22 protein-coding genes and 2 riboswitches are annotated in these 20,298 nt (G+C 41.7%); of the genes, 16 read left to right on the plus strand and 6 right to left on the minus strand.

The window, feature by feature from the left end:
* The first annotated feature begins 56 nt into the window (after positions 1 to 56).
* The 6 genes from comGC to A6755_RS10585 all read left to right on the plus strand — a co-directional run bounded on the left by comGC (position 57) and on the right by A6755_RS10585 (position 2,251).
* The gene (gene comGC, locus A6755_RS10560) at positions 57 to 368 is read left to right on the plus strand and encodes a competence type IV pilus major pilin ComGC (protein WP_034308384.1); all 312 of its coding nucleotides are present in this window, start codon (positions 57 to 59) and stop codon (positions 366 to 368) included.
* A 7-nt stretch (positions 369 to 375) separates the two neighbouring features.
* Positions 376 to 819: a competence type IV pilus minor pilin ComGD gene (gene comGD / locus A6755_RS10565; RefSeq protein ID WP_034308382.1), complete on the plus strand. Its 444-nt coding sequence runs from the start codon at positions 376 to 378 to the stop codon at positions 817 to 819.
* Positions 806 to 1,144, plus strand: a complete 339-nt coding sequence (locus tag A6755_RS10570; RefSeq protein WP_063590633.1) for a hypothetical protein — start codon at positions 806 to 808, stop codon at positions 1,142 to 1,144. Before comGD ends, A6755_RS10570 begins: the two co-directional genes overlap by 14 nt.
* Entirely contained in the window at positions 1,092 to 1,571 is a 480-nt protein-coding gene (comGF, locus tag A6755_RS10575) for a competence type IV pilus minor pilin ComGF (RefSeq protein ID WP_084737617.1), read from the plus strand. Before A6755_RS10570 ends, comGF begins: the two co-directional genes overlap by 53 nt.
* On the plus strand, positions 1,564 to 1,950 hold the full coding sequence (comGG, locus tag A6755_RS10580) for a competence type IV pilus minor pilin ComGG (protein ID WP_053535692.1): 387 nt from the start codon (positions 1,564 to 1,566) through the stop codon (positions 1,948 to 1,950). The genes comGF and comGG overlap by 8 nt, the downstream gene beginning before the upstream one ends.
* A gap of 115 nt (positions 1,951 to 2,065) precedes the next feature.
* Positions 2,066 to 2,251: a YqzE family protein gene (locus tag A6755_RS10585; RefSeq protein WP_057278811.1), complete on the plus strand. Its 186-nt coding sequence runs from the start codon at positions 2,066 to 2,068 to the stop codon at positions 2,249 to 2,251.
* 43 nt (positions 2,252 to 2,294) lie between these two features.
* Here the strand turns inward: A6755_RS10585 and A6755_RS10590 are convergent, their stop codons facing one another.
* On the minus strand, positions 2,295 to 3,092 hold the full coding sequence (locus A6755_RS10590) for a YqhG family protein (RefSeq protein ID WP_034308370.1): 798 nt from the start codon (positions 3,090 to 3,092) through the stop codon (positions 2,295 to 2,297).
* Positions 3,070 to 4,758, minus strand: a complete 1,689-nt coding sequence (locus A6755_RS10595; RefSeq protein ID WP_034308367.1) for a DEAD/DEAH box helicase — start codon at positions 4,756 to 4,758, stop codon at positions 3,070 to 3,072. Before A6755_RS10595 ends, A6755_RS10590 begins: the two co-directional genes overlap by 23 nt.
* Before the next feature lie 376 nt (positions 4,759 to 5,134).
* Positions 5,135 to 5,222, plus strand: a riboswitch (glycine riboswitch).
* 3 nt (positions 5,223 to 5,225) lie between these two features.
* A riboswitch (glycine riboswitch) is annotated at positions 5,226 to 5,309 on the plus strand.
* Positions 5,310 to 5,449: 140 nt separating this feature from the next.
* Between A6755_RS10595 and gcvT the strand changes: the two genes are divergently transcribed.
* Genes gcvT through gcvPB form a run of 3 tightly spaced genes read left to right on the plus strand, consistent with a single transcriptional unit; the run spans position 5,450 to position 9,370 of the window.
* Positions 5,450 to 6,556 (plus strand): glycine cleavage system aminomethyltransferase GcvT, encoded by a 1,107-nt coding sequence (gene gcvT / locus A6755_RS10600; protein ID WP_063590635.1) that lies wholly within the window; start codon positions 5,450 to 5,452, stop codon positions 6,554 to 6,556.
* A 17-nt stretch (positions 6,557 to 6,573) separates the two neighbouring features.
* Positions 6,574 to 7,920, plus strand: coding sequence for an aminomethyl-transferring glycine dehydrogenase subunit GcvPA (gene gcvPA / locus A6755_RS10605; RefSeq protein ID WP_063590636.1), 1,347 nt, complete (start codon positions 6,574 to 6,576; stop codon positions 7,918 to 7,920).
* Positions 7,913 to 9,370 (plus strand): aminomethyl-transferring glycine dehydrogenase subunit GcvPB, encoded by a 1,458-nt coding sequence (gene gcvPB, locus A6755_RS10610; protein WP_063590637.1) that lies wholly within the window; start codon positions 7,913 to 7,915, stop codon positions 9,368 to 9,370. Before gcvPA ends, gcvPB begins: the two co-directional genes overlap by 8 nt.
* A 139-nt stretch (positions 9,371 to 9,509) precedes the next feature.
* Here gcvPB and A6755_RS10615 read toward each other — a convergent pair whose 3' ends face one another.
* A complete protein-coding gene (locus tag A6755_RS10615) occupies positions 9,510 to 9,893 on the minus strand; it encodes a rhodanese-like domain-containing protein (protein ID WP_034308355.1) in 384 nt (127 codons plus the stop codon).
* A gap of 201 nt (positions 9,894 to 10,094) precedes the next feature.
* On the opposite strand from A6755_RS10615, the gene A6755_RS10620 reads away from it, so the two are divergent.
* The gene (locus tag A6755_RS10620) at positions 10,095 to 10,931 is read left to right on the plus strand and encodes a lipoate--protein ligase family protein (RefSeq protein WP_048688324.1); all 837 of its coding nucleotides are present in this window, start codon (positions 10,095 to 10,097) and stop codon (positions 10,929 to 10,931) included.
* A 387-nt stretch (positions 10,932 to 11,318) separates the two neighbouring features.
* The gene (locus A6755_RS10625) at positions 11,319 to 13,889 is read left to right on the plus strand and encodes a vitamin B12-dependent ribonucleotide reductase (RefSeq protein WP_048688328.1); all 2,571 of its coding nucleotides are present in this window, start codon (positions 11,319 to 11,321) and stop codon (positions 13,887 to 13,889) included.
* Positions 13,890 to 14,040: 151 nt separating this feature from the next.
* On the opposite strand, the gene A6755_RS10630 is transcribed toward A6755_RS10625, so the two are convergent.
* Complete coding sequence (locus A6755_RS10630) at positions 14,041 to 14,226, minus strand: hypothetical protein (RefSeq protein ID WP_063590638.1); 186 nt, start codon at positions 14,224 to 14,226, stop codon at positions 14,041 to 14,043.
* Positions 14,227 to 14,363: 137 nt separating this feature from the next.
* Here A6755_RS10630 and splB point away from each other — a divergent pair, with 137 nt between their 5' ends.
* Both splB and A6755_RS10640 read left to right on the plus strand, forming a co-directional pair.
* Complete coding sequence (splB, locus tag A6755_RS10635) at positions 14,364 to 15,389, plus strand: spore photoproduct lyase (protein ID WP_063590639.1); 1,026 nt, start codon at positions 14,364 to 14,366, stop codon at positions 15,387 to 15,389.
* Positions 15,390 to 15,474: 85 nt separating this feature from the next.
* Positions 15,475 to 16,356: a patatin-like phospholipase family protein gene (locus A6755_RS10640; RefSeq protein ID WP_063590640.1), complete on the plus strand. Its 882-nt coding sequence runs from the start codon at positions 15,475 to 15,477 to the stop codon at positions 16,354 to 16,356.
* 22 nt (positions 16,357 to 16,378) lie between these two features.
* On the opposite strand, the gene A6755_RS10645 is transcribed toward A6755_RS10640, so the two are convergent.
* On the minus strand, positions 16,379 to 16,753 hold the full coding sequence (locus tag A6755_RS10645; protein WP_048677789.1) for an SA1362 family protein: 375 nt from the start codon (positions 16,751 to 16,753) through the stop codon (positions 16,379 to 16,381).
* A gap of 137 nt (positions 16,754 to 16,890) precedes the next feature.
* Positions 16,891 to 17,847 (minus strand): DUF1385 domain-containing protein, encoded by a 957-nt coding sequence (locus A6755_RS10650; protein ID WP_063590641.1) that lies wholly within the window; start codon positions 17,845 to 17,847, stop codon positions 16,891 to 16,893.
* A gap of 335 nt (positions 17,848 to 18,182) precedes the next feature.
* On the opposite strand from A6755_RS10650, the gene A6755_RS10655 reads away from it, so the two are divergent.
* The 3 genes from A6755_RS10655 (at position 18,183) to A6755_RS10665 (ending at position 20,297) form a co-directional block, all read left to right on the plus strand.
* Positions 18,183 to 18,695: a YqhR family membrane protein gene (locus tag A6755_RS10655; RefSeq protein ID WP_034308336.1), complete on the plus strand. Its 513-nt coding sequence runs from the start codon at positions 18,183 to 18,185 to the stop codon at positions 18,693 to 18,695.
* A gap of 94 nt (positions 18,696 to 18,789) precedes the next feature.
* Positions 18,790 to 19,239, plus strand: a complete 450-nt coding sequence (aroQ, locus tag A6755_RS10660; protein ID WP_048677783.1) for a type II 3-dehydroquinate dehydratase — start codon at positions 18,790 to 18,792, stop codon at positions 19,237 to 19,239.
* Positions 19,236 to 20,297 (plus strand): M24 family metallopeptidase, encoded by a 1,062-nt coding sequence (locus A6755_RS10665; RefSeq protein ID WP_063590642.1) that lies wholly within the window; start codon positions 19,236 to 19,238, stop codon positions 20,295 to 20,297. The genes aroQ and A6755_RS10665 overlap by 4 nt, the downstream gene beginning before the upstream one ends.
* Position 20,298: the final 1 nt, after the last annotated feature.

Consider the following 20,298-nt stretch of genomic DNA (forward strand, 5'->3'; position numbering starts at 1 on the left):
AGGTGAAAATGCCCGAAGGTCATCTGGTATTCAGATGCTTTTAGGAGCATGATGATATGTTGAAGAAAGTGATGAATGAACGTGGTTTTACCCTAATAGAAATGCTTATTGTTTTACTGGTGATATCCATCCTTTTGATTATAACAATCCCCAATATCACGAAAAACCAATCCACAATCCAGTCTAAAGGATGTGAAGCTTTCGTTAAGATGGCCCAAGCACAGGTGCAGGCCTATGAAATCGATAATGCTAAACTGCCCGAAAGTATCGGTGAATTGGAAAGTCAAGGCTATCTCAAACAGACATCCTGCCCTAATGGGGATGAAATTAGTTTGGATAGTAAAGGAAAGATAACGGTCGTTGAGTAGGAGAGAAGTGAATATACGGCATTCCGATGGTGGGTATACACTATCTGAAACCCTTATTGTCCTCGCTATTTTTGTACTCCTAATTTCCATCGGTCCTAATCTATATCCCAGCTTCACTAAAGGAATGGAAAATAGGCTTTTTCTTTCACAATTTCATGAAGATCTTTTCTATGCTCAACAGTATGCCATCAGTCATAAGAGCTTGATTTACCTCCATATTGATAATACCGAAAAGATTTATACCGTTTCGTCTTATAAGGAGGGAATCGTTTTAGAGAGAAGCATACCAGAGGATATCCAGTTTTTAAGCGGCACTTTGGGGTTCAGCTTTCATTTTAATCAATATGGAAATGCATCCAAAGCCGGAACGATTATGATTGATACCTCAAAGGGAAAGTACAAGCTGGTCCTCAATATCGGTAAAGGGAGGTTCCGGATTGAGAAATTGTAAAGGGTACGTCTATCTTGAGCTGATGGCGGCATTTTCTATTTGTATATTACTGGCCCTTGCCATTTTACCAATTCTTGAAGAGATATTGACGCAGCGGAAAGATATTCCCGTAAGGACTGAAGCCCACCATTTATTATATGAAAGATTGACGGCGTTCATGGATGGGGAGATTCAAGCAGTTGGTCAGGAGATCATTTACAAAAAAAGAAGCTTTGAATTATTTTGGAAGGACCATGGGGATTTCCCGGGAATGATTGAAGGGTGTGTACGCTATGAACATGAAACGGGTAATTGGGAATCCATTTGTGATGCTGCGAAAAAATGATGGCTTTACGATGATCGAATTGCTTTTTTCTTTATTGATTTTAATGACGACGTCGCTTTTTGTTCTGCAGCTCTTCTCGATCATTCACACCCAGATGAGGTCCGTTGATAAATTGCATCCTAAGGAGTGGGAGGTCTTTACCATGCAAATGAAGCAGGAGGTCCGGAGTTCCAAAGCACAAGATGTAATGGGAAATAAATTATATTTGCTTTCAGGTGAACAATTAGCATTGCTGGAACAATATGAAGATAAGGTCCGAAGACGAGTGGATGGTATGGGGCATGAGGTCATCTTGCAGAACATTTCGGAATTCCAGGTCAATAAGGATGGCAGTGTCATTGTTATAAATATAACGGATAAAGCAGGGACTACTTTCAGTCGAAGATTTCATCCGTTCTTTAGGAATGGTACGAAAATCGATGAATAATCAAAAAGGAGTCGTTTTCCCGATGGTCATGATTGTGGCGAGTGTTTTCATTATGTTCACGATACTAATGATCGACCAGTTTATCATTGATAAAAAGTTTTATAAAGAAGTGGAAGAGTCGCTTGTGGCCGACCATCTTGTCCATCTAGCCATCAAGGATGTGACGGCAGAGTGGGGCGAAGAGATTCCGAAAATCATCCAGGGGGAAATATCATATCCCAATGGTGTGGTGCGATATTCCTTAATGAAGCAAGAAGGTCCTTACGTCTATATCGAGTTTTCTTCCAAAACTAAAAATGATCGAGAGGGCAGGGTCATCATTCAATACGATAAAGAAGCGGGGGAAGTGAAAGAATGGTTGGAGAAGCAAGCTGTGTAATAGCAAAATCAACACCATTTTATTAGGGAACGCGACAGGTTTACGGTGAAGGGAGCAAGGAAAGGAATAAAAAAAGCGTAAACCGGACATACTTTGCGTAGGGTGATGATTTTATATGTCTACAAACGCTTATATTAAATATCTGACGCAGCAGCTTGTCGAGTATTTCAATCTGACGAAAAAAGAACGAAAAGAAAAACGCCTTCACAGAAAAGAGGATAAAAACCAGGGTATGTCACATTGGTTTGGCATTGTCCCTTTTGCTTTGTCGATGTTTATAAGGAAAACGATCAAAAAGTAAAACAGATGTCCTGAACTTGGACATCTGTTTTTTTGTTCTTTCCTTATCCCAACGCCCTATCTGAAAGGTAAAATAATCCTCCGTTGATGATGGATATTCTGATGTTGGGTTCATATTGTGCTTTTAGTGCTTCTTTTTCGGTATAATAGCTCTCACTTTTTTCGTCCATATCCTTGTAAAAATGCTCCAATAAATTCAAGTCATTCTGCCAGCGCAGCATTGCTTCCTCCGCCCAGGAATGGTCATCATCCTCGAAACTGGTTCTGATGTATGTATCAAGTCTTGCCAATCCACTCTTGGGCATGATCAGAGGTGAAAGCGTAAAGGAGTAATCCGGTATTTTCGGAGTGACATTAATCGGTAAAACCCGATGGTGAAACCCTTCCATTATTTCACCAGAGATTAAATTCAGTCCGATTGACATGAAAGTATCTTTTTTGCGGTCGCATTGATAGGATATTTTCACATTCAGGGTCAGCCAAGGAAACAAAGGATTATTTCTGCCTTTTGATGGAGGCGTATTCTCAAAAAGTCTAGTATACCCTGCCAGCTTTTTTGTTGATTGAATAATCTGGTGAAGGCGAGGGGAGCCAAAATGAATCATTTCTCCCTTTAAATCGGATGGAGCTTGTTCTGGATCGGTAATGAAAGTGATTTGTGCAGGGTTCGGAACACCTCCTGTTTTTTCTAGATAATGCCAATAAAAGGGTCTGTTCATTAATTCTTTATCCATCTCAATCGTCAATTGCACTGTAAGGTGGGTTGGTGCATTATCCAGTATTTCACAATCATTGGCTTTAAAGAAAGTGACTAAAAAATCATGAATTTCCCGTTGCTGCATGAACCTCACCTTCCTTCATTGATTGAGCGAATTGGATCAAAGATGAAAAATTATCCATCTTGATTTTCATTTCGCCTTCTGTTTTGGACTCACCGACCACATCAATTAAATATTCTTCAATGTTGTTAATATCCAGTTTGGTTAAGATATCATCCAATTCACCGATTACTTTTTCAAATAAATTTATTTTTTCGTATAGCAACTTCAGTATATGTTCTTCAACTGTATTTTTCGTGGCAAAGTTATAAATCATCACATCTTCTTCCTGACCAAGGCGGTGAATCCGTCCAATTCTCTGTTCAAGCCTCATTGGGTTCCAGGGCAGGTCAAAATTAATCAAGTGATGGCAAAACTGAAGGTTTATCCCTTCCCCGCCAGCTTCTGTTGCGATTAATACCTGAATATTCTTTTGGAATAATTCACGCATCCAGTCTTTCTTTCCACGCTTAAAACCGCCTCGGAAAGGAACGGAAGAAATTCCATTCTGCTGTAGGTACCATTGGAGATATAATTGAGTCGCCCTATATTCCGTAAAGATAATCACTTTGTCATCAATTTTCTTGATCAGTTCCAAAGCTTTTTCAGCCTTTGAGTTCTGGACCGTTTCATTCACTTTAGTAAATAAATCATCAAGCTTTGCCAAAAAATCAGGGGAAGGCTGATCATATTTATCTCTCATATTCTTTAATGTATAAAAGACAGCCTCTCTGCTGCTGCATGCTTCCCTTTGGAGAGTGAGAGCCGAAAAGGCGCTTCCTTTTGATCCATCCGAAATTGGCTTAAATTTTGAAACGGCATCATACAATGCTTGTTCCGTTGGAGAAAATTCAATGGTGATGGTTTCTACATGCCGTTTTGTCCATTCAATGCCAGTATCGGCCCTCCGGTTTCGAATCATGACAGTGTTGACCAGTTCCTTTAGGTGTTCATCTTCAATGATGTTCCGACCTTTCCCTTTATACTTTTCCGAAAAGAGCGAAGCATTTCCCAAGTGGCCCGGTTTCAATAACGAAACGAGGTGGAATATCTCCTCGACTTTATTTTGAATCGGAGTGGCTGTCAGGAGTAAACAAAATTTCTTTTTCAGATTTTGGACGAATTCATAGTTCTTCGTCTTATTATTTTTAAGTTTATGAGCTTCATCAATAATGATGAAGTCATATTCCTGAGTAAAGATGATATCCCGATGTGGAGCGCGTTTCGCTGTATCAATGGATGAAATGACCACATCACAGGAGTCCCAAACATAACTTTTTCTCTGAACGACTGCCGGAATATGAAACTTGGTATTCAATTCAAATGCCCATTGTGTGACAAGGGAAGCCGGAACAAGGATCAATACTTTTTTTACAAGGCCCCTAATCATATACTCTTTTAGGATCAAGCCTGCTTCAATTGTTTTTCCCAGCCCTACCTCATCAGCCAAAATGGCTTTTCCATTCATCTTTTCCACTACTTGCTTCGCCGCTTCCAATTGATGGGGAAGCGGGGTTAACTGAGGAAGGTGCTTGGGCGCCTGTAAACCTTCAAAATCAGGGATGATAAGGTTTTCCTCCATTTGAACCGCCAACTTATAAAGCTCCCAATTTCCCCATGGACCGTCATTTTCCATCTTTTGCAGAAACTCGTCATTCCATTCAGAATTGAAGGATATATTGATTTTCATAGAAATAACTCCCTCTTAAATCATAAATTCCTTAATATAAGGTCAAAACCCGAACATTTCATATGTGAAGTAAGAAAAATATTTCTCTTCAAAAGATATTGCAGAGATAAGTTTCTTAGGGTAGGATATAAGTATATTTAGAAAATTCCAATTTCCAAACGCTACAAAGAATGTTTGTACATCGATTTTGCAGTTCGCGTTTTCTTAGTATGGGCTATAGGCTCCTAATTTATCCAAGATTACTGAAGGAGATCAGTCAAACGGTTTCTGAAGTTTTAGGAGAATTGGCAGAGAATGCATTCCATTTATGCTCAAAGGTTTTACCGATGCTTGGGGCTTATTCGCTTCCTTTCAATGGTAGACCATTTATATGCGGGTGAAGATAAGGGGAGAGACTACGGATGTAGCGCCGAAGGAGCAAACTTAGCAGTGAATCTCTCAGGCAAAAGAACTCTTATTGGACGCAACTCTGGAGAGCGCCGCCCGTTATGGGACGGCCACCAAAGGGGAAAACCTATTACATAGGTAAACTTTCAGGTTTCAGGACAGAGAAAAAGCTCAAACGGGCTTTCTCTGTCCTTTTTTGTGCTTTTTTCACATCATGAATCAGGATGTATCTGATGCGTAATGACAAGAAGCTTTTGATAATGAAGCCAATTAATTTTTAAAAAAATCTGAAGGGGGTCATTTTTTGACCAATTTAAAAAGAACACCACTATTTGAGGTTTATCGTGAATACGGAGGTAAAACGATTGATTTTGGCGGCTGGGAACTTCCTGTCCAATTTTCGGGTATAAAGGATGAACATGAAGCCGTACGGACAAAAGCGGGGTTATTCGATGTTTCCCATATGGGGGAAGTCGATGTTAAGGGGCCTGGGAGCCTTTCCTTTTTACAGAAGATGCTGACCAATGATATATCAAAGCTGCAACAGGGCGGTGCCCAATATACCGCCATGTGTTATGAAAACGGAGGCACGGTTGATGATCTTATCGTGTATAAAAGGGCTGAGGACGACTATCTGCTCGTGGTAAATGCAGCGAATACAGAAAAAGATTTCAATTGGCTGCAAGCTAATTTAACGGAAGATGCCCAAATTACGAATGTATCAAGTGACTATACACAGCTGGCACTTCAAGGACCAGCTGCAGAGAAGATATTACAAAAACTATCCGGAAGTACTGACTTAAGTGAAATTGGATTTTTCAGGTTCAAGGATGATGTCATGATTAACGGTATCTCCACGCTGGTATCCCGTACTGGATACACTGGTGAAGATGGTTTTGAAATATATAGCGACAGTAAAAATGGCCCTGCACTTTGGAAGGCGATTATGGATGCCGGTAAGGAAGAGGGGGTTCAGCCGATTGGTTTAGGTGCTCGTGATACCCTGCGTTTCGAAGCGAAACTGCCGCTGTATGGGCAGGAGCTTTCGGCGGACATCACCCCGATAGAAGCTGGGATTGGTTTTGCAGTAAAAGTGGATAAGGAAGTTGATTTTTTCGGGAAAGCCGTTCTTGCTGAGCAAAAGGAGAAAGGGGCTCCCCGGAAGCTTGTGGGAATTGAAATGATTGACCGTGGCATTCCACGTCATGGGTATAAGGTCTACAGCGGTGATGAAGTCATTGGCGAGGTCACGACTGGTACCCAATCGCCAACATTGAAGAAAAACGTTGGATTGGTACTTCTCGATAAGGAATTTTCGGTGCTGGATGCGGAAGTCGAAGTGGAAATCCGTTCCAAACGTTTGAAAGCCGTTATAATACAAACACCTTTTTATAAAAAACCACGTAAATAGAGGGGAATGGTCATTAGATGAAACATCGTTATTTACCCATGACAGAGCAAGATAAACAAGAAATGCTGGGAGCGATAGGGGTATCGTCTGCTGAAGAACTTTTCAATGATATCCCTGAAAGCGTTCGTTTTCAAGGAGAATACGATATCAAGGCTGCTAAATCGGAACCTGCATTAATGAAAGAATTATCAAGGCTTGCTGCAAAGAATGCGGACCTTAAAAATTATGCTTCCTTCCTTGGTGCGGGTGTCTATGACCATTACGCGCCGGTCATCGTCGATCATGTTCTTTCCCGTTCTGAGTTTTATACGGCGTATACACCTTATCAGCCTGAAATTTCACAGGGCGAGCTTCAAGCAATCTTTGAATATCAAACGATGATATGTGAATTGACGGGCATGGATGTGGCTAACTCCTCCATGTATGACGGCGGGACGGCGCTGGCTGAAGCAGCGATGCTTGCTTCAGGACAGACAAGGCGGAAGAAGATTCTCATTTCAGGAACCGTTCACCCTGAATCAAGAGAAGTTGTGAAGACATATGCAAAAGGGCAACGCGTGGAAGTGATCGAAATTCCTCATAAAGACGGTGTGACGGACTTAGCCGCTTTAAGGGAATTGGCGAATGATGACATTGCAGGAGTGATCGTGCAATACCCGAACTTTTTTGGCCGGATCGAGCCATTGAAAGAAATGGAAGAAATCATTCATGGCATCAAGTCCATGTTTATCGTTTCCAGTAATCCGCTTGCATTGGGAGCTTTGACATCCCCTGGTGCACTCGGTGCAGATATCGTAACGGGGGATGCTCAGCCATTCGGCATTCCAGCGGCATTCGGTGGCCCTCATTGTGGATATTTTGCGGTTACTAATAAACTTGTACGGAAAGTTCCGGGCAGACTCGTCGGTCAAACGGTTGATGAGAATGGAAAAAGAGGGTTTGTCCTGACGCTTCAAGCTCGTGAACAGCACATTCGCCGTGACAAAGCCACTTCCAACATTTGTTCCAATCAAGCTTTGAATGCCTTGGCAGCTTCTGTTGCAATGACTGCGCTTGGGAAAAAGGGTGTCAAAGAAATGGCCGTGCAAAATATTCAAAAAGCACATTATGCGAAAAAAGCAATTATGGCAAAAGGGGTGGAAGTGATTTTCGACGGTCCTTCGTTTAATGAATTTGTCATTAAACTGCCTGCTCCGTTTTCAGAGGTCAATAAAAACCTTTTTGAAAAAGGGATGATCGGCGGCTTCGATTTAGGGACGGTTTATCCTGAATTGAAAGACCATATGCTGGTTGCGGTAACTGAACTAAGAACAAAAGAAGAAATTGATGCACTTGCGCAGGAATTGGGGGATCAACATGAATAATCAAGATCAATCACTCATTTTTGAAATCAGTACTTCCGGCCGGATCGGGTACAGTCTGCCAGAAATGGATGTTGCAACTATTCCGCTCGAAGAAATTCTTCCTGCCGACTACATCCGTGAAGAAGAGGCAAAGCTTCCTGAGGTTTCCGAACTGGATATCATGCGTCACTATACTGCACTTTCCAAACGGAATCATGGGGTGGATTCGGGTTTTTATCCGCTGGGTTCTTGCACGATGAAATATAATCCGAAAATAAATGAAAATGTGGCACGCTTCAACGGTTTTGCCCATATCCATCCATATCAAGATCCCGCTACTGTACAAGGAGCATTGGGACTATTATTTGATTTGCAGGAACATTTAACGGAAATCACCGGGATGGACCAAGTGACATTACAGCCTGCAGCAGGTGCTCACGGTGAATGGACAGGATTGATGATGATTCGCGCTTTTCACGAAGCGAATGGTGATACAGAACGGACGAAAGTGATTGTACCTGATTCGGCCCATGGTACGAATCCTGCCTCTGCCACTGTTGCCGGACTAGAAACGATTACAGTTAAGTCCGATGAAAATGGGTTAGTCGACCTTGAAGATTTAAAACGTGTTGTCGGACCTGATACGGCGGCCTTGATGCTGACGAACCCCAATACATTGGGATTGTTTGAAGAAAATATTTTGGAAATGGCACAACTTGTCCATGACGCAGGTGGGAAGCTTTATTATGATGGAGCGAATCTGAATGCAGTCCTATCAAAAGCACGACCGGGTGACATGGGCTTTGATGTGGTTCATTTAAATCTCCATAAAACATTCACAGGCCCGCATGGCGGCGGCGGCCCGGGTTCTGGTCCTGTAGGTGTGAAGTCCGACTTGATTCCTTACTTGCCTAAACCTCTTATAGTCAAGCAAGGTGAGCAATTCGTCCTTGATTATGATCGTCCGCAATCCATTGGCAGGGTAAAACCTTATTATGGTAATTTCGGAATAAACGTGAGGGCATATACGTACATCCGTTCAATGGGTCCTGACGGCCTTAAAGCCGTAACAGAGAACGCGGTCATCAATGCCAATTATATGATGCGCAAGTTGGAACCTTATTTTGACCTACCATATAATCGTCATTGTAAGCATGAATTCGTATTAAGCGGACGCCGGCAAAAGAAATTGGGGGTAAGGACTCTCGATATAGCTAAAAGATTGCTGGATTTCGGGTATCATCCTCCAACCATTTACTTCCCGTTGAACGTGGAAGAAGGAATGATGATAGAACCGACTGAAACCGAGTCAAAAGAAACGCTGGATGCGTTCATCGATGCGATGATCCAGATTGCCAAGGAAGCGGAAGAAACCCCGGAAGTCGTTCAGGAAGCTCCGCATACAACCGTTATAAAGCGTCTTGATGAAACACTTGCTGCAAGAAAACCCATTTTGCGTTATCAAGCCTAGATTAGTAGCTTACACGAAAAAAATCCCTGCCTTCCGGCGGGGATTTTTCATGTTTATGTAAGATTCCATTAAAGTCCAACTGTTGACTTTCTTTTACTTGAGCTATGGAATTAAAAAGAGCCCATGCCGAGATGGGGTCTTATTTCTTTGCTTTGATTTTCCCGGTCCACATCTTGAAACCGCCCTTTAAGTGAAAAAGTTCCCTGTAGCCCTTTTTGTATAGCATGGCTGCAGCTCTGCCGCTGATGATTTCGCTTTGAGCGTACAAATATACAGGCTTGTCCGGCCTAATTTCGACCAAGCGGGTTTTCATTTGAGTCATAGGGATGTTTCTTGCGCCTAAGATATGACCATTTTCGAAATCATTCGGTTCCCGCACATCAATTAGCTGCACTTTTCTGTAGTTGGCGATAAATTCGTCCTGTGTTAGTGTTTTAACGATTTTACGCTGGCGGTACCAATTAAAAAGTGAATACGCAATAACCACTCCTAGGATGATGAGCAGTGTATATAATATTTCCAAACATAAAAACTCCCTTCTACCTTAACGAATACAGACAATCTTTATTATATAATTGCTTTACCCAATAATCAAAAAGAATTTTCATCAAATTCTTCATGACTTGATAGCACTTTCTTTTTTAGAGTGTTAAAGTCTGTTAAACTACTACATGTGAGTTTTTTGTGGGGGATTGAAAAACGTCTATCGAAACGAGGGGTAAGGATGACTAAAGAAAAATGGGGTTTTATAGATTCTGGGTATTGTTCACCGGCTTTTAATATGGCGCTGGACGAAGCCCTGTTAAACTGGCAAAGCAAAGGGGAAATTCCGCCGATCATACGCTTTTACGGCTGGGATCCAGCGACATTGTCGATCGGTTATTTTCAAAAGGCAGAAGCGGAGATTGATCTGGAAGAGGTCAAAAGGCAGGGCCTTGGTTTTGTTCGCAGGCCGACAGGAGGACGGGCGGTACTGCACGAACATGAATTGACTTATAGTGTAATCGTTCCAGAATCCTATCCGGGAATGCCAACCACCGTTACTGAAGCTTATCGTGTCATTTCTGAAGGAATATTGATGGGGTTCAGGAATCTGGGCTTGGATGCTTATTTTGCCGTGCCTCGAAGCGAACAGGAAAAAGCGGCTTTAAAATCGCCCAGGTCTTCCGTCTGCTTTGATGCACCTAGCTGGTATGAACTGGTCGTTGAGGGCAGGAAGGTCGCTGGCAGCGCTCAAACCAGGCAAAAAGGCGTCATCCTTCAGCATGGGTCCATTTTGCTTGAGCTTGATGATGATAAGCTCTTTAGCGTATTTAAATTCTCAAATGACAGGGTTAAAGAGAGGATGCAAAAAAACTTAAAAAACAAAGCTGTGGCCATGAATGACATTGCCGGGAGAAAGATAACCATCCCTGAAGCGAAAGAAGCTTTCGAAAAAGGTTTTGCCGAAGGACTTTCGGTCGATTTAGAGCCATATGTCCTCACCGAAAAGCAATTGCTGGAAGTGAAGGCCATTGCAGAAAGCAAATATGAAAGCGATGAATGGAATTTCATGAGATAGAGGAAGCATAATTAGAGTGGATAATAAAAAGTTTTTTCAGATTTGTTTGACCGAATAACACATCCCTTGCAGGGATAAGCCCTAAAAGGGATGGGGAAAAAGCAAGGTCCAAATTAATTGAAATCTGATGAAAAATTATTATAAATCGACATTTTCCTCCCTTTTGCTAACTATATTAATTGATTTAACGTTTGACAAAATTAAAAGTTATTCAAAACAAACACAATATATAGTAGTTGAAATATTTAATGCGACACTATATGTTGATTTTTGAGTTTCGCTATGATAAATTTAGGGTACTTGTTAAGCGAAACGGACATGTAAGGCTACATAAAGATTTTTGCGGCAGCAAGAACGGATCATGAAACATATAAAGGAGAGGGAATTATGTCGGTTGTAATAAAAGAAGCTTTAAAGGTTGATCTAGAAAGGTTGAATAAGGATATTTCTTTATTTCCCCAGGTTCACCCTGTAACTGCTGATATGAAAATGGCGCATAAGGGAGTGTCCCGTCTAGTCATGCTTGACCGCTATTCTTTTAAGGATACTGAAAAAATCACACTCTCGGCAGGCGATTTCGTCGTGTTGACGATTAAGGAAGATCCGAAATTCCCAGCAAGGGGTCTCGGTTACATCGTTGAAATTGATTGGGAAACCAAAAAAGCCAAGGTATTGGTGGATGAAGAATTCCGTGGCGTATTGGATAATCCGGAAGAAGTTGAGACGGGAATTGTAAACCGTCCGTTGGATATAATCGAAAAGCCTCTTGAAATATACTATGAACAAATTGCGAAACGTAATGCAACGGGATTGGCATCAGTGGAAACGACGGAAGAAAAAAGAACGGAATGGTTCAATAAATTCTATGAAGAATTAAAGAACCTTAATTTCGTCCCGGCAGGCCGAGTATTATATGGTGCAGGTTCCAATACGGATGTTACTTATTTCAACTGCTATGTAATGCCATTCGTACCGGATTCACGTGAAGGTATTTCAGAACATAGGAAACAAGTGATGGAAATCATGAGCCGCGGCGGCGGAGTGGGTACGAACGGATCGACACTGCGTCCAAGAAACACTCTGGCAAAAGGGGTAAATGGAAAATCCTCGGGTTCAGTGTCATGGCTTGACGATATTGCAAAACTGACGCATCTTGTTGAACAGGGCGGCAGCAGACGAGGCGCGCAAATGATCATGCTTGCTGATTGGCATCCCGATATTGCAGAGTTCATCATTTCCAAAATGCAAAATCCAAGGATTTTGCGTTACCTAGTGGAAAACACTAAAGATGAAGCCATCAAGAAATATGCCACGGATAAATTGAAATTCACGCCGCACACGGAACAGGAAACCGCTATGTATCAAGGGATCATCAATTATAAGGAGATTCCTGGCCAAGGCGGGTTCAGCGAGAAAATCATTAGGGATGCAGAGGAAAAGATCCGTACAGGCGGAACATACAGTGTCCATAATTCGGATTTCTTGACTGGAGCCAATATCTCTATTTGCCTGACCAAGGAATTTATGGAAGCGGCTGAACAAGATGCGGAATATGAATTGCGTTTTCCTGATGTTGAAAGCTATAATGCCGAAGAAATGGCCATTTACAATGAAGAATGGCATAATGTCGGCGATGTTCGCGAATGGGAGAAAATGGGTCATAAAGTCCGTGTTTACCGTAAAATCCGGGCTAAAGAGCTTTGGAACTTAATAAACATTTGTGCAACATATTCTGCTGAACCAGGTATTTTCTTTATCGATAATGCTAATGAAATGACGAATGCCAAAGCATACGGTCAACAGGTTGTAGCCACGAACCCTTGTGGAGAACAGCCATTGGCTCCATATTCAGTATGTAACCTTGCTGCTGTCAATCTGGCTGAAATGGCTGATAAAGAAAGCAAAACGGTTAATTTCGAGAAACTTAAGCAGACGGTTGAAGTCGGTGTGCGCATGCAGGACAATGTCATTGACGCAACTCCTTATTTCTTGGATGAAAACAAAAAACAGGCACTGGGCGAGCGACGGGTTGGACTAGGTGTAATGGGTCTGCATGACCTGTTGATCTACTGTGAAACGGAATATGGCTCCGAAGAAGGAAATATCCTGGTTGACAAGGTGTTTGAAACGATTGCGACCACAGCTTACAGGGCTTCGGTGGAACTTGCTAAAGAAAAAGGCAGTTTCCCGTTCCTGATCGGGTCAACGGACAAAGAAACCAATGAGCTTAGAACACGTTTCACACAAACCGGATTTATGGAAAAAATGCCGGAAGATATCAGGGAAAGTGTTGCTGCACATGGTATCCGTAACTCTCATTTATTGACAGTGGCTCCTACGGGAAGTACAGGAACGATGGTTGGGGTATCAACAGGTCTTGAACCGTATTTCTCCTTCACGTATTTCCGCAGCGGCCGTCTTGGTAAATTCATTGAAGTTAAGGCTGACATTGTACAGGAATACTTGGATCGCCATCCGGAAGCCGATACAGAAGAGCTTCCAAAATGGTTCATTTCCGCTATGGAATTAGCTCCAGAAGCACATGCTGATGTTCAATGCATCATTCAACGCTGGATTGACAGCTCGATCAGCAAGACGGTCAATGCTCCAAAAGGATATACTGTCGAACAAGTTGAAAAGGTATATGAACGTCTATACAAAGGCGGAGCAAAAGGCGGAACGGTATATGTGGATGGCAGCCGTGACAGTCAGGTCCTTACGCTCAAAGCGGAAGAAAACCAAATGGACGAGCAGCTTGAAATGGATGAATTGACAGATGTGGAAGAAAAGAAAAAAGTTGTATTGGTCGATACGATAAATGAGCTGCGTTCGACGAATGTTACAATTGGTTCGGAAGTGGGTAACACTTGCCCCGTATGCCGTAAGGGTGAAGTTCAGGAAATGGGCGGATGCAATACGTGCACGAATTGCGGAGCGCAATTGAAATGCGGGCTATAAGCTGATGAAATGGAAGTCGTTAAGTATGCTGCAAAGCTATCTTAACGGCTTTTTTTTAGAGTCATTAATCCAGGGCAGTGACAGTCTGTTCAATTAAATACCAATAAAGAAGACCGAATCATCGTAAATTCGGTCTTCTTTTCACGTTCAATCAACCATTTTCATTTTGCTGCCCTATTTCCTTTTCGGCTAGATATTGGTTGCCATCTTTCAATACCGAAAATTCATCGACAGAGTCTCCCGGTATATTCCTTGGATTTGGAAATTTATTATCTGTTTGAACGGTGATCGTTTGTTTTCCCATTCCATTTGTCAAGTAGTCTCGTTTATTAGCCATATCGCATCTCCTTCATTTTGAATTTCCAAGTAAAAACAATCATGAGGATAAAAGAATAAAGAAAAACTATCCTTATGAATTAGATTGTGTAGTTCGATTGAAAGTATGAATAAATCGAAAAAAGAATGGAGATCGAAATGAAACCATTTATGCCACAGTTAGTATATATCGAGCCAAGGGCATTGGAATACCCGCTTGGCCGGGAATTGAAGAAGAAATTCGAAGATTTGAACATTGAAATCCGTGAGACCACATCGCATAACCAAATTAGGGATCTTCCTGGAGAAAATGATCTGCAAAAATATCGTGTCGCCAAATCGACACTCGTGGTAGGAATCAGAAAAACATTGAAATTCGATTCTTCAAAGCCATCTGCTGAATATGCCATCCCTCTTGCTACAGGGTGCATGGGGCATTGTCACTATTGTTATTTACAGACGACACTCGGATCAAAGCCATATATTCGGACATATGTGAATCTTGACGAGATTTTCGAGGCAGCCGAAAAATATATAAATGAGAGAAAGCCTGAAATTACCCGTTTTGAGGCAGCCTGTACATCGGATATCGTCGGAATTGATCATTTGACACATTCGTTAAAAAGGGCCATAGAGTATTTTGGGAAAAGTGAATATGGGGTTCTTAGGTTCGTCACTAAATTCCATCATGTCGATCATCTGTTGGATGCTGAACATAATGGAAAAACGAGATTTCGCTTCAGTATAAATTCACGTTATGTGATAAAAAATTTCGAACCCGGGACTTCGAGCTTCGAAGAACGGATGGAAGCGGCACGTAAAGTGGCAGGTGCCGGATATCCCCTAGGTTTTATCGTAGCTCCAATATACCGTCATGAAGCATGGAAGGAGGGCTACCATGAATTATTCGAACGGTTGAGTGAGGCCTTGAAAGGGGTGGATACCCCTGACTTGACTTTCGAATTAATCCAGCATCGGTTCACTGGTCCAGCAAAAAAAGTGATTCAAAAAAACTATCCGAAAACAAAATTGGAACTGGACGAAACGAAGCGTAAATATAAATGGGGCCGATATGGAATTGGTAAATATGTTTATCAAAACGAGGAAGCGGCAGAACTGGAAACGACCATTCGTGGGTATATAGCGGAATTCTTCCCGAAAGCGGAAATTCAGTATTTTACCTGAATCAAGGCAATTTTCTTTTTAAAACTGTCATAAATCGCTCTAATCCTGCTTAGAAATGTAAAGACCGGATTAGGGGAGGGCAGCTATGATTATTGACGGCGTTTTTTCCGGAGGCGGGATTAAAGGCTATGGTTTAGTGGGAGCCCTGCAGGAATTGGAAGAAAAGGGATTTGTATTCCATCGAACAGCAGGTACGAGTGCAGGATCCATAATTGCAGCATTCGTAGCGGCTGGGTACACGGGAAAAGAAATGGAAAAGTTTTTTCTTGATATAGATTTAAGCGGCCTGCTGGATAAGAGGCGGGGTCTTTTGCCTATCCCATTTGCTAAATGGCTTCTTTTATACTGGAAACTGGGCCTTTATAAAGGCAACGCCTTGGAAGCATGGGTCGCCGGTAAACTTGCCGAAAGAAATGTAGTCACCTTTAAGGATGTTCGACCGAAATCACTCCGTATCATAACCTCTGACATTTCAAATGGGAAATTGGTCGTACTGCCTGATGATTTGCCTAATTATGGAATAGACCCGAGCGCTTTTCCAGTGGCAAAGGCAGTAAGAATGAGTTGCAGCATTCCGTATTTCTATGAGCCAGTCAAACTTAATGTCGGAAAAAGCAAGTTCCTTTTTGTTGATGGAGGTGTGTTAAGCAATTTTCCAATGTGGTTATTCAATTCAGATCATGTTAGAAAGGAAAGACCGGTCATTGGCTTGCGGTTAAGCGTCGATGAGATATGGAAACCGCATGAGGTGGATAATGCCGTTGAATTGTTCTCCGCACTATTCAAAACGATGAAAGATGCCCATGATGCACGGTATATTTCCAAGAAACACGTCCATAATATTGTATTCATCCCAATGAAGGGAATTTCTGCAATGGATTTTAATCTGAATGATGAAAAAAAGAGTGAATTAATCAATAAAGGCAGGCAATGTACGAAGGAATTCCTTAAAAAATGGACTTATTGATAATAAATAAAAAATCGGGCTCTTAAAAAGAAGCCCGATTTTTCTTTTTATTCTTTTTCCCTTCGATGACGGTTAAGTGACTATCCGTTTTCTTTCTCCATTTTATTTTCTTTGATGATTTTGCTGCAGAGAAGCTAGCCACATTATCTTTTTTCGAAGTTCGGTTTTTTAGCCTTTTTTTCGATTGGCGGGCAGCCTTTCGGAATGCTTGCTGCTCTTTCTTAACTGGTTTTCCCTTTGTTAATCCGGTATAAATCATATAAATAATCCCTGCGACAATGGCTATTATGAGAATGTTTCTAAAAAAGCCAATCGGGTCATTAAATAGTCGGCTCAATAGTCCGAGGACTCCGAGGGCGATGATTCCGTATATCATGAAAGATATGAAACGTTTCAACAAAGACACCTCCTTAAGAGCATCATAAGCATTTTTAGCTTATTTTAAACATTCTAATTGTGAAATATTTGAAAAAAATGAAGATCATTCATTTAGTTAGTATATGATTTTTCATCATCAAAATGTGTATAGATGTTTTACACAATTACATCTGATTCTAAACCTTTTTCGGTCTCTTTTTCCATCCTCAACAGTTCTTGGAAGGATGCCAATGCGACTTCGACTTGATCATCGGTAGGGGCTTTGGTTGTCAATAACTGAAGCCAAAGGCCGGGATAGCCAAGGTAACGCAGGATGGGAGTGTCCCTTACTTTGTTAGTCAACTGCAAGACTTCGAATGCTATGCCGAGCACGACGGGGATAAGCAAAATGCGATTGACGACACGAACCCATAGCGGATCCGTTGGTACAAGAAGATAGACAAACATCCCTACAATGACAGTAAATAAAATAAAACTGCTGCCACATCGATAATGAAGGCGGGAACTTGCCTGCACATTCGCAACCGTCAATTCTTTTCCGCTTTCAAAGCAATTGATCACCTTATGCTCTGCTCCGTGATACTGAAAGACCCGCTTGATCAATGGCGTCAAGGAAACTACATAAATATATACGAGCAGTAAGATCAGCTTGAACAAGCTTTCCACTAATACCTGAGCCGTATGGCCACTGAAAATGGGTTCTGTCAATTTTGCGAGGAAGACAGGAATCAAGGTGAAAAGCAATTTCCCAAATAGGAAGGAGATCACACCGATCACGGCAACACCTAACCAAAGACTTAATTTAGAGGGGTCTTTCGTTTCTTTTTTCGTTTCGACCTGTTTTTCCCCGTCTTCTTCTTCTTCATACTGTTCAGTTGAAAAGTTAAGATGTTTCGAACCGCTGGCACTTGACTGAATCAGTGATACGATACCCCGTAAAAACGGTATTTTTTTTAAGCGGTTTACAACAGGTTTCGATTCACGCGGCAGATGATAATATACAATCGTCGAATCTTTGCGGCGTACCGCAGTGACTGTGTGATGTTTGCCACCGAACATGACGCCTTCCACTACAGCCTGCCCTCCATAAACGGGTTTTTGAACCTCAGACATTTCTACACCAACCTAATAGTTATTCACGTAGCTCTCTCATGGGTGCTAACATGTGTATTATCAAGCATCACAAGGGTTTAAGGCGGTCCTCCAAAAATGGAATGGAAGCTTTATCCCCTGCAATTGCTTTTTGAATGTTGAATCACAGGAAGGTATTATCCTGTGTACATTATAAATTTCAACAGAGGAAGGGGATTTTCCTCTGAAAAAAGCAGATTATTTATGATTTAATCATACAGAATTAATCACAAAACCTCTAGTGATTCTCCTCCCCAATAATAAAAAAAAATAGTTCTATTTAACAAAGGGCATACTACGTAGCGGAGGTGTTTGATATGTCTTCTAATGAAAATGGACAAATTCAACCGGAATATCAAAGCATGTTAATCTACAATGTACTTGCTGTCGGTTTTGTAGGGGGGGCTTTAGCCAGTTTTATCGGGATTCTAGCCCATTATGTTAACTTTATGGATTTTAGCCCAAAATTCATACTGACTTCGTGGTCAAATATGACCTGGATCGATCATTGGCTCGGTACGGTAATGACCATGATTTTATTCGGAATTCTATCCGTGGGAATCGCTTTTATATACTATAGCCTCTTTAAAAGGATGAAGAGTATTTTTCCGGGTATTATTTTGGGGGTGGTCTGCTGGGCTTTGCTTGTATTTGTCCTGAAACCGATGTTCATCGATTTGCCAACCTTTTATAAAATGTCAGCAAATACGGTTATAACAAGTGTATGCATTTTTATTATATACGGTCTTTTTGTAGGGTTTTCTATATCATACGATCATCAGGAATATTTACGCTATAAAAACAAGGCCGAGAAGCAATCGGAAAGCTGATTGCTTCTTGGTTGTAAAAAAGTAGTAAGACAATTTGTAATTATGATAGAATGTTCATGGAAAGCATTCTTTTAACATGAGCAGGTGTTTGATGATGACAAAAATCTTACTTATCAATGGTCCGAATTTAAATCGCTTGGGGAAGCGGGAACCTGCACATTATGGATCCTCGACGCTTGCGGATGTGGAAGCGCAATTAATGCTGCAAGCACAAGGGTTAAATGTGGAATTAACCTCTTTTCAAACTAACCATGAAGGAGCGATTATCGACAAGCTCCATTGGTCAGAGGATCATGGGATCGACGGGATTATCATTAATCCTGGGGCTTTTACTCATTATAGTTATGCGATTCGTGATGCAATAGCCGGAATTGATGTTCCAGTGGTGGAAGTGCATATTTCGAACATACATGCCCGTGAAAGCTTTCGACATGAATCAGTGACCGCTGCGGTATCGGCGGGACAGATTGTCGGCTTGGGGATACACGGTTATGAATTGGCGTTGCAGGCGATCACAAAGATTGCAAAGGGGGAAATTAAATGAATAAACTAATGCGCTTAAGAGCCTCGATGGAAAAGGTGGGCATTGATGGTTTTTTGATCACCAGTACATATAACCGCCGATACATGACCAACTTCACGGGAAGTGCAGGCGTTGTCCTCATTTCCCAAAAAGAAGCTAAATTCATCACTGATTTCAGATACGTCGAACAAGCGGGCAAGCAGGCACCAGACTATGAAGTCGTTCAACACAAAGGAACCATAATGGAAGAAGTCGGCAAGCAGGCTAAAGCGATGAATATAGGCAAGCTGGGTTTTGAGCAAGAGCACCTGACTTATGCTACATATAAAGCTTATGAAGCGGCCATTGATGGCCAACTTTTGCCGGTGTCTGGGGTTATTGAGAATTTACGCTTGATAAAGGCTTCATCAGAGATTAAGATATTAAAGGAAGCGGCTGCTATTGCTGATGCTGCGTTTACGCATATTCTGGATTTCCTGCGTCCAGGGATTTCGGAACTGGATGTATCCAATGAACTTGAATTCTTTATGAGGAAACAAGGGGCAACTTCTTCTTCCTTCGATATTATAGTAGCATCCGGCATTAGGTCCGCACTTCCGCATGGAGTGGCTACTGATAAAATCATCGAAAAAGGCGATTTTGTCACATTGGATTACGGGGCATATTATAACGGGTATGTGTCTGACATCACTCGGACATTAGCGGTTGGCAAGCCAAGTGAAGAACTTATTAATATTTATGACATTGTTTTAGAAGCTCAACTGAGAGGAATGGCTGGGATCAAACCCGGTATGACTGGCAGGGAAGCGGATGCACTAACTCGAAATCTAATTGAAGAAAAGGGATATGGGCAGTATTTTGGACATTCGACCGGACATGGAATCGGCCTTGAAGTTCATGAAGGTCCAGCATTATCCTTTAGGTCTGATATCATTTTAGAACCAGGTATGGCTGTAACCGTTGAACCGGGCATTTATTTACCGGGCGTAGGCGGAGTGCGGATTGAAGATGATACAATCGTTACAATTGACGGTAACGAAGCACTTACTCATTCAACTAAAGAGTTAATCATTCTGTAAA

It is taken from the genome of Peribacillus frigoritolerans, assembly GCF_001636405.1.
Taxonomy (GTDB): Bacteria; Bacillota; Bacilli; order Bacillales; family DSM-1321; genus Peribacillus; species Peribacillus frigoritolerans.

Bases quoted from the DNA above. Each gene is read 5' to 3' on its own strand.
- comGC (WP_034308384.1), top strand. From the start codon at position 57: ATGTTGAAGAAAGTGATGAATGAACGTGGTTTTACCCTAATAGAAATG.
- comGF (WP_084737617.1), top strand. From the start codon at position 1,092: ATGAACATGAAACGGGTAATTGGGAATCCATTTGTGATGCTGCGAAAA.
- comGG (WP_053535692.1), top strand. From the start codon at position 1,564: ATGAATAATCAAAAAGGAGTCGTTTTCCCGATGGTCATGATTGTGGCG.
- A6755_RS10585 (WP_057278811.1), top strand. From the start codon at position 2,066: ATGTCTACAAACGCTTATATTAAATATCTGACGCAGCAGCTTGTCGAG.
- A6755_RS10590 (WP_034308370.1), bottom strand. From the start codon at position 3,092: ATGCAGCAACGGGAAATTCATGATTTTTTAGTCACTTTCTTTAAAGCC.
- A6755_RS10595 (WP_034308367.1), bottom strand. From the start codon at position 4,758: ATGAAAATCAATATATCCTTCAATTCTGAATGGAATGACGAGTTTCTG.
- gcvPA (WP_063590636.1), top strand. From the start codon at position 6,574: ATGAAACATCGTTATTTACCCATGACAGAGCAAGATAAACAAGAAATG.
- gcvPB (WP_063590637.1), top strand. From the start codon at position 7,913: ATGAATAATCAAGATCAATCACTCATTTTTGAAATCAGTACTTCCGGC.
- A6755_RS10620 (WP_048688324.1), top strand. From the start codon at position 10,095: ATGACTAAAGAAAAATGGGGTTTTATAGATTCTGGGTATTGTTCACCG.
- A6755_RS10625 (WP_048688328.1), top strand. From the start codon at position 11,319: ATGTCGGTTGTAATAAAAGAAGCTTTAAAGGTTGATCTAGAAAGGTTG.
- A6755_RS10630 (WP_063590638.1), bottom strand. From the start codon at position 14,226: ATGGCTAATAAACGAGACTACTTGACAAATGGAATGGGAAAACAAACG.
- splB (WP_063590639.1), top strand. From the start codon at position 14,364: ATGAAACCATTTATGCCACAGTTAGTATATATCGAGCCAAGGGCATTG.
- A6755_RS10640 (WP_063590640.1), top strand. From the start codon at position 15,475: ATGATTATTGACGGCGTTTTTTCCGGAGGCGGGATTAAAGGCTATGGT.
- A6755_RS10650 (WP_063590641.1), bottom strand. From the start codon at position 17,847: ATGTCTGAGGTTCAAAAACCCGTTTATGGAGGGCAGGCTGTAGTGGAA.
- A6755_RS10655 (WP_034308336.1), top strand. From the start codon at position 18,183: ATGTCTTCTAATGAAAATGGACAAATTCAACCGGAATATCAAAGCATG.
- aroQ (WP_048677783.1), top strand. From the start codon at position 18,790: ATGACAAAAATCTTACTTATCAATGGTCCGAATTTAAATCGCTTGGGG.
- A6755_RS10665 (WP_063590642.1), top strand. From the start codon at position 19,236: ATGAATAAACTAATGCGCTTAAGAGCCTCGATGGAAAAGGTGGGCATT.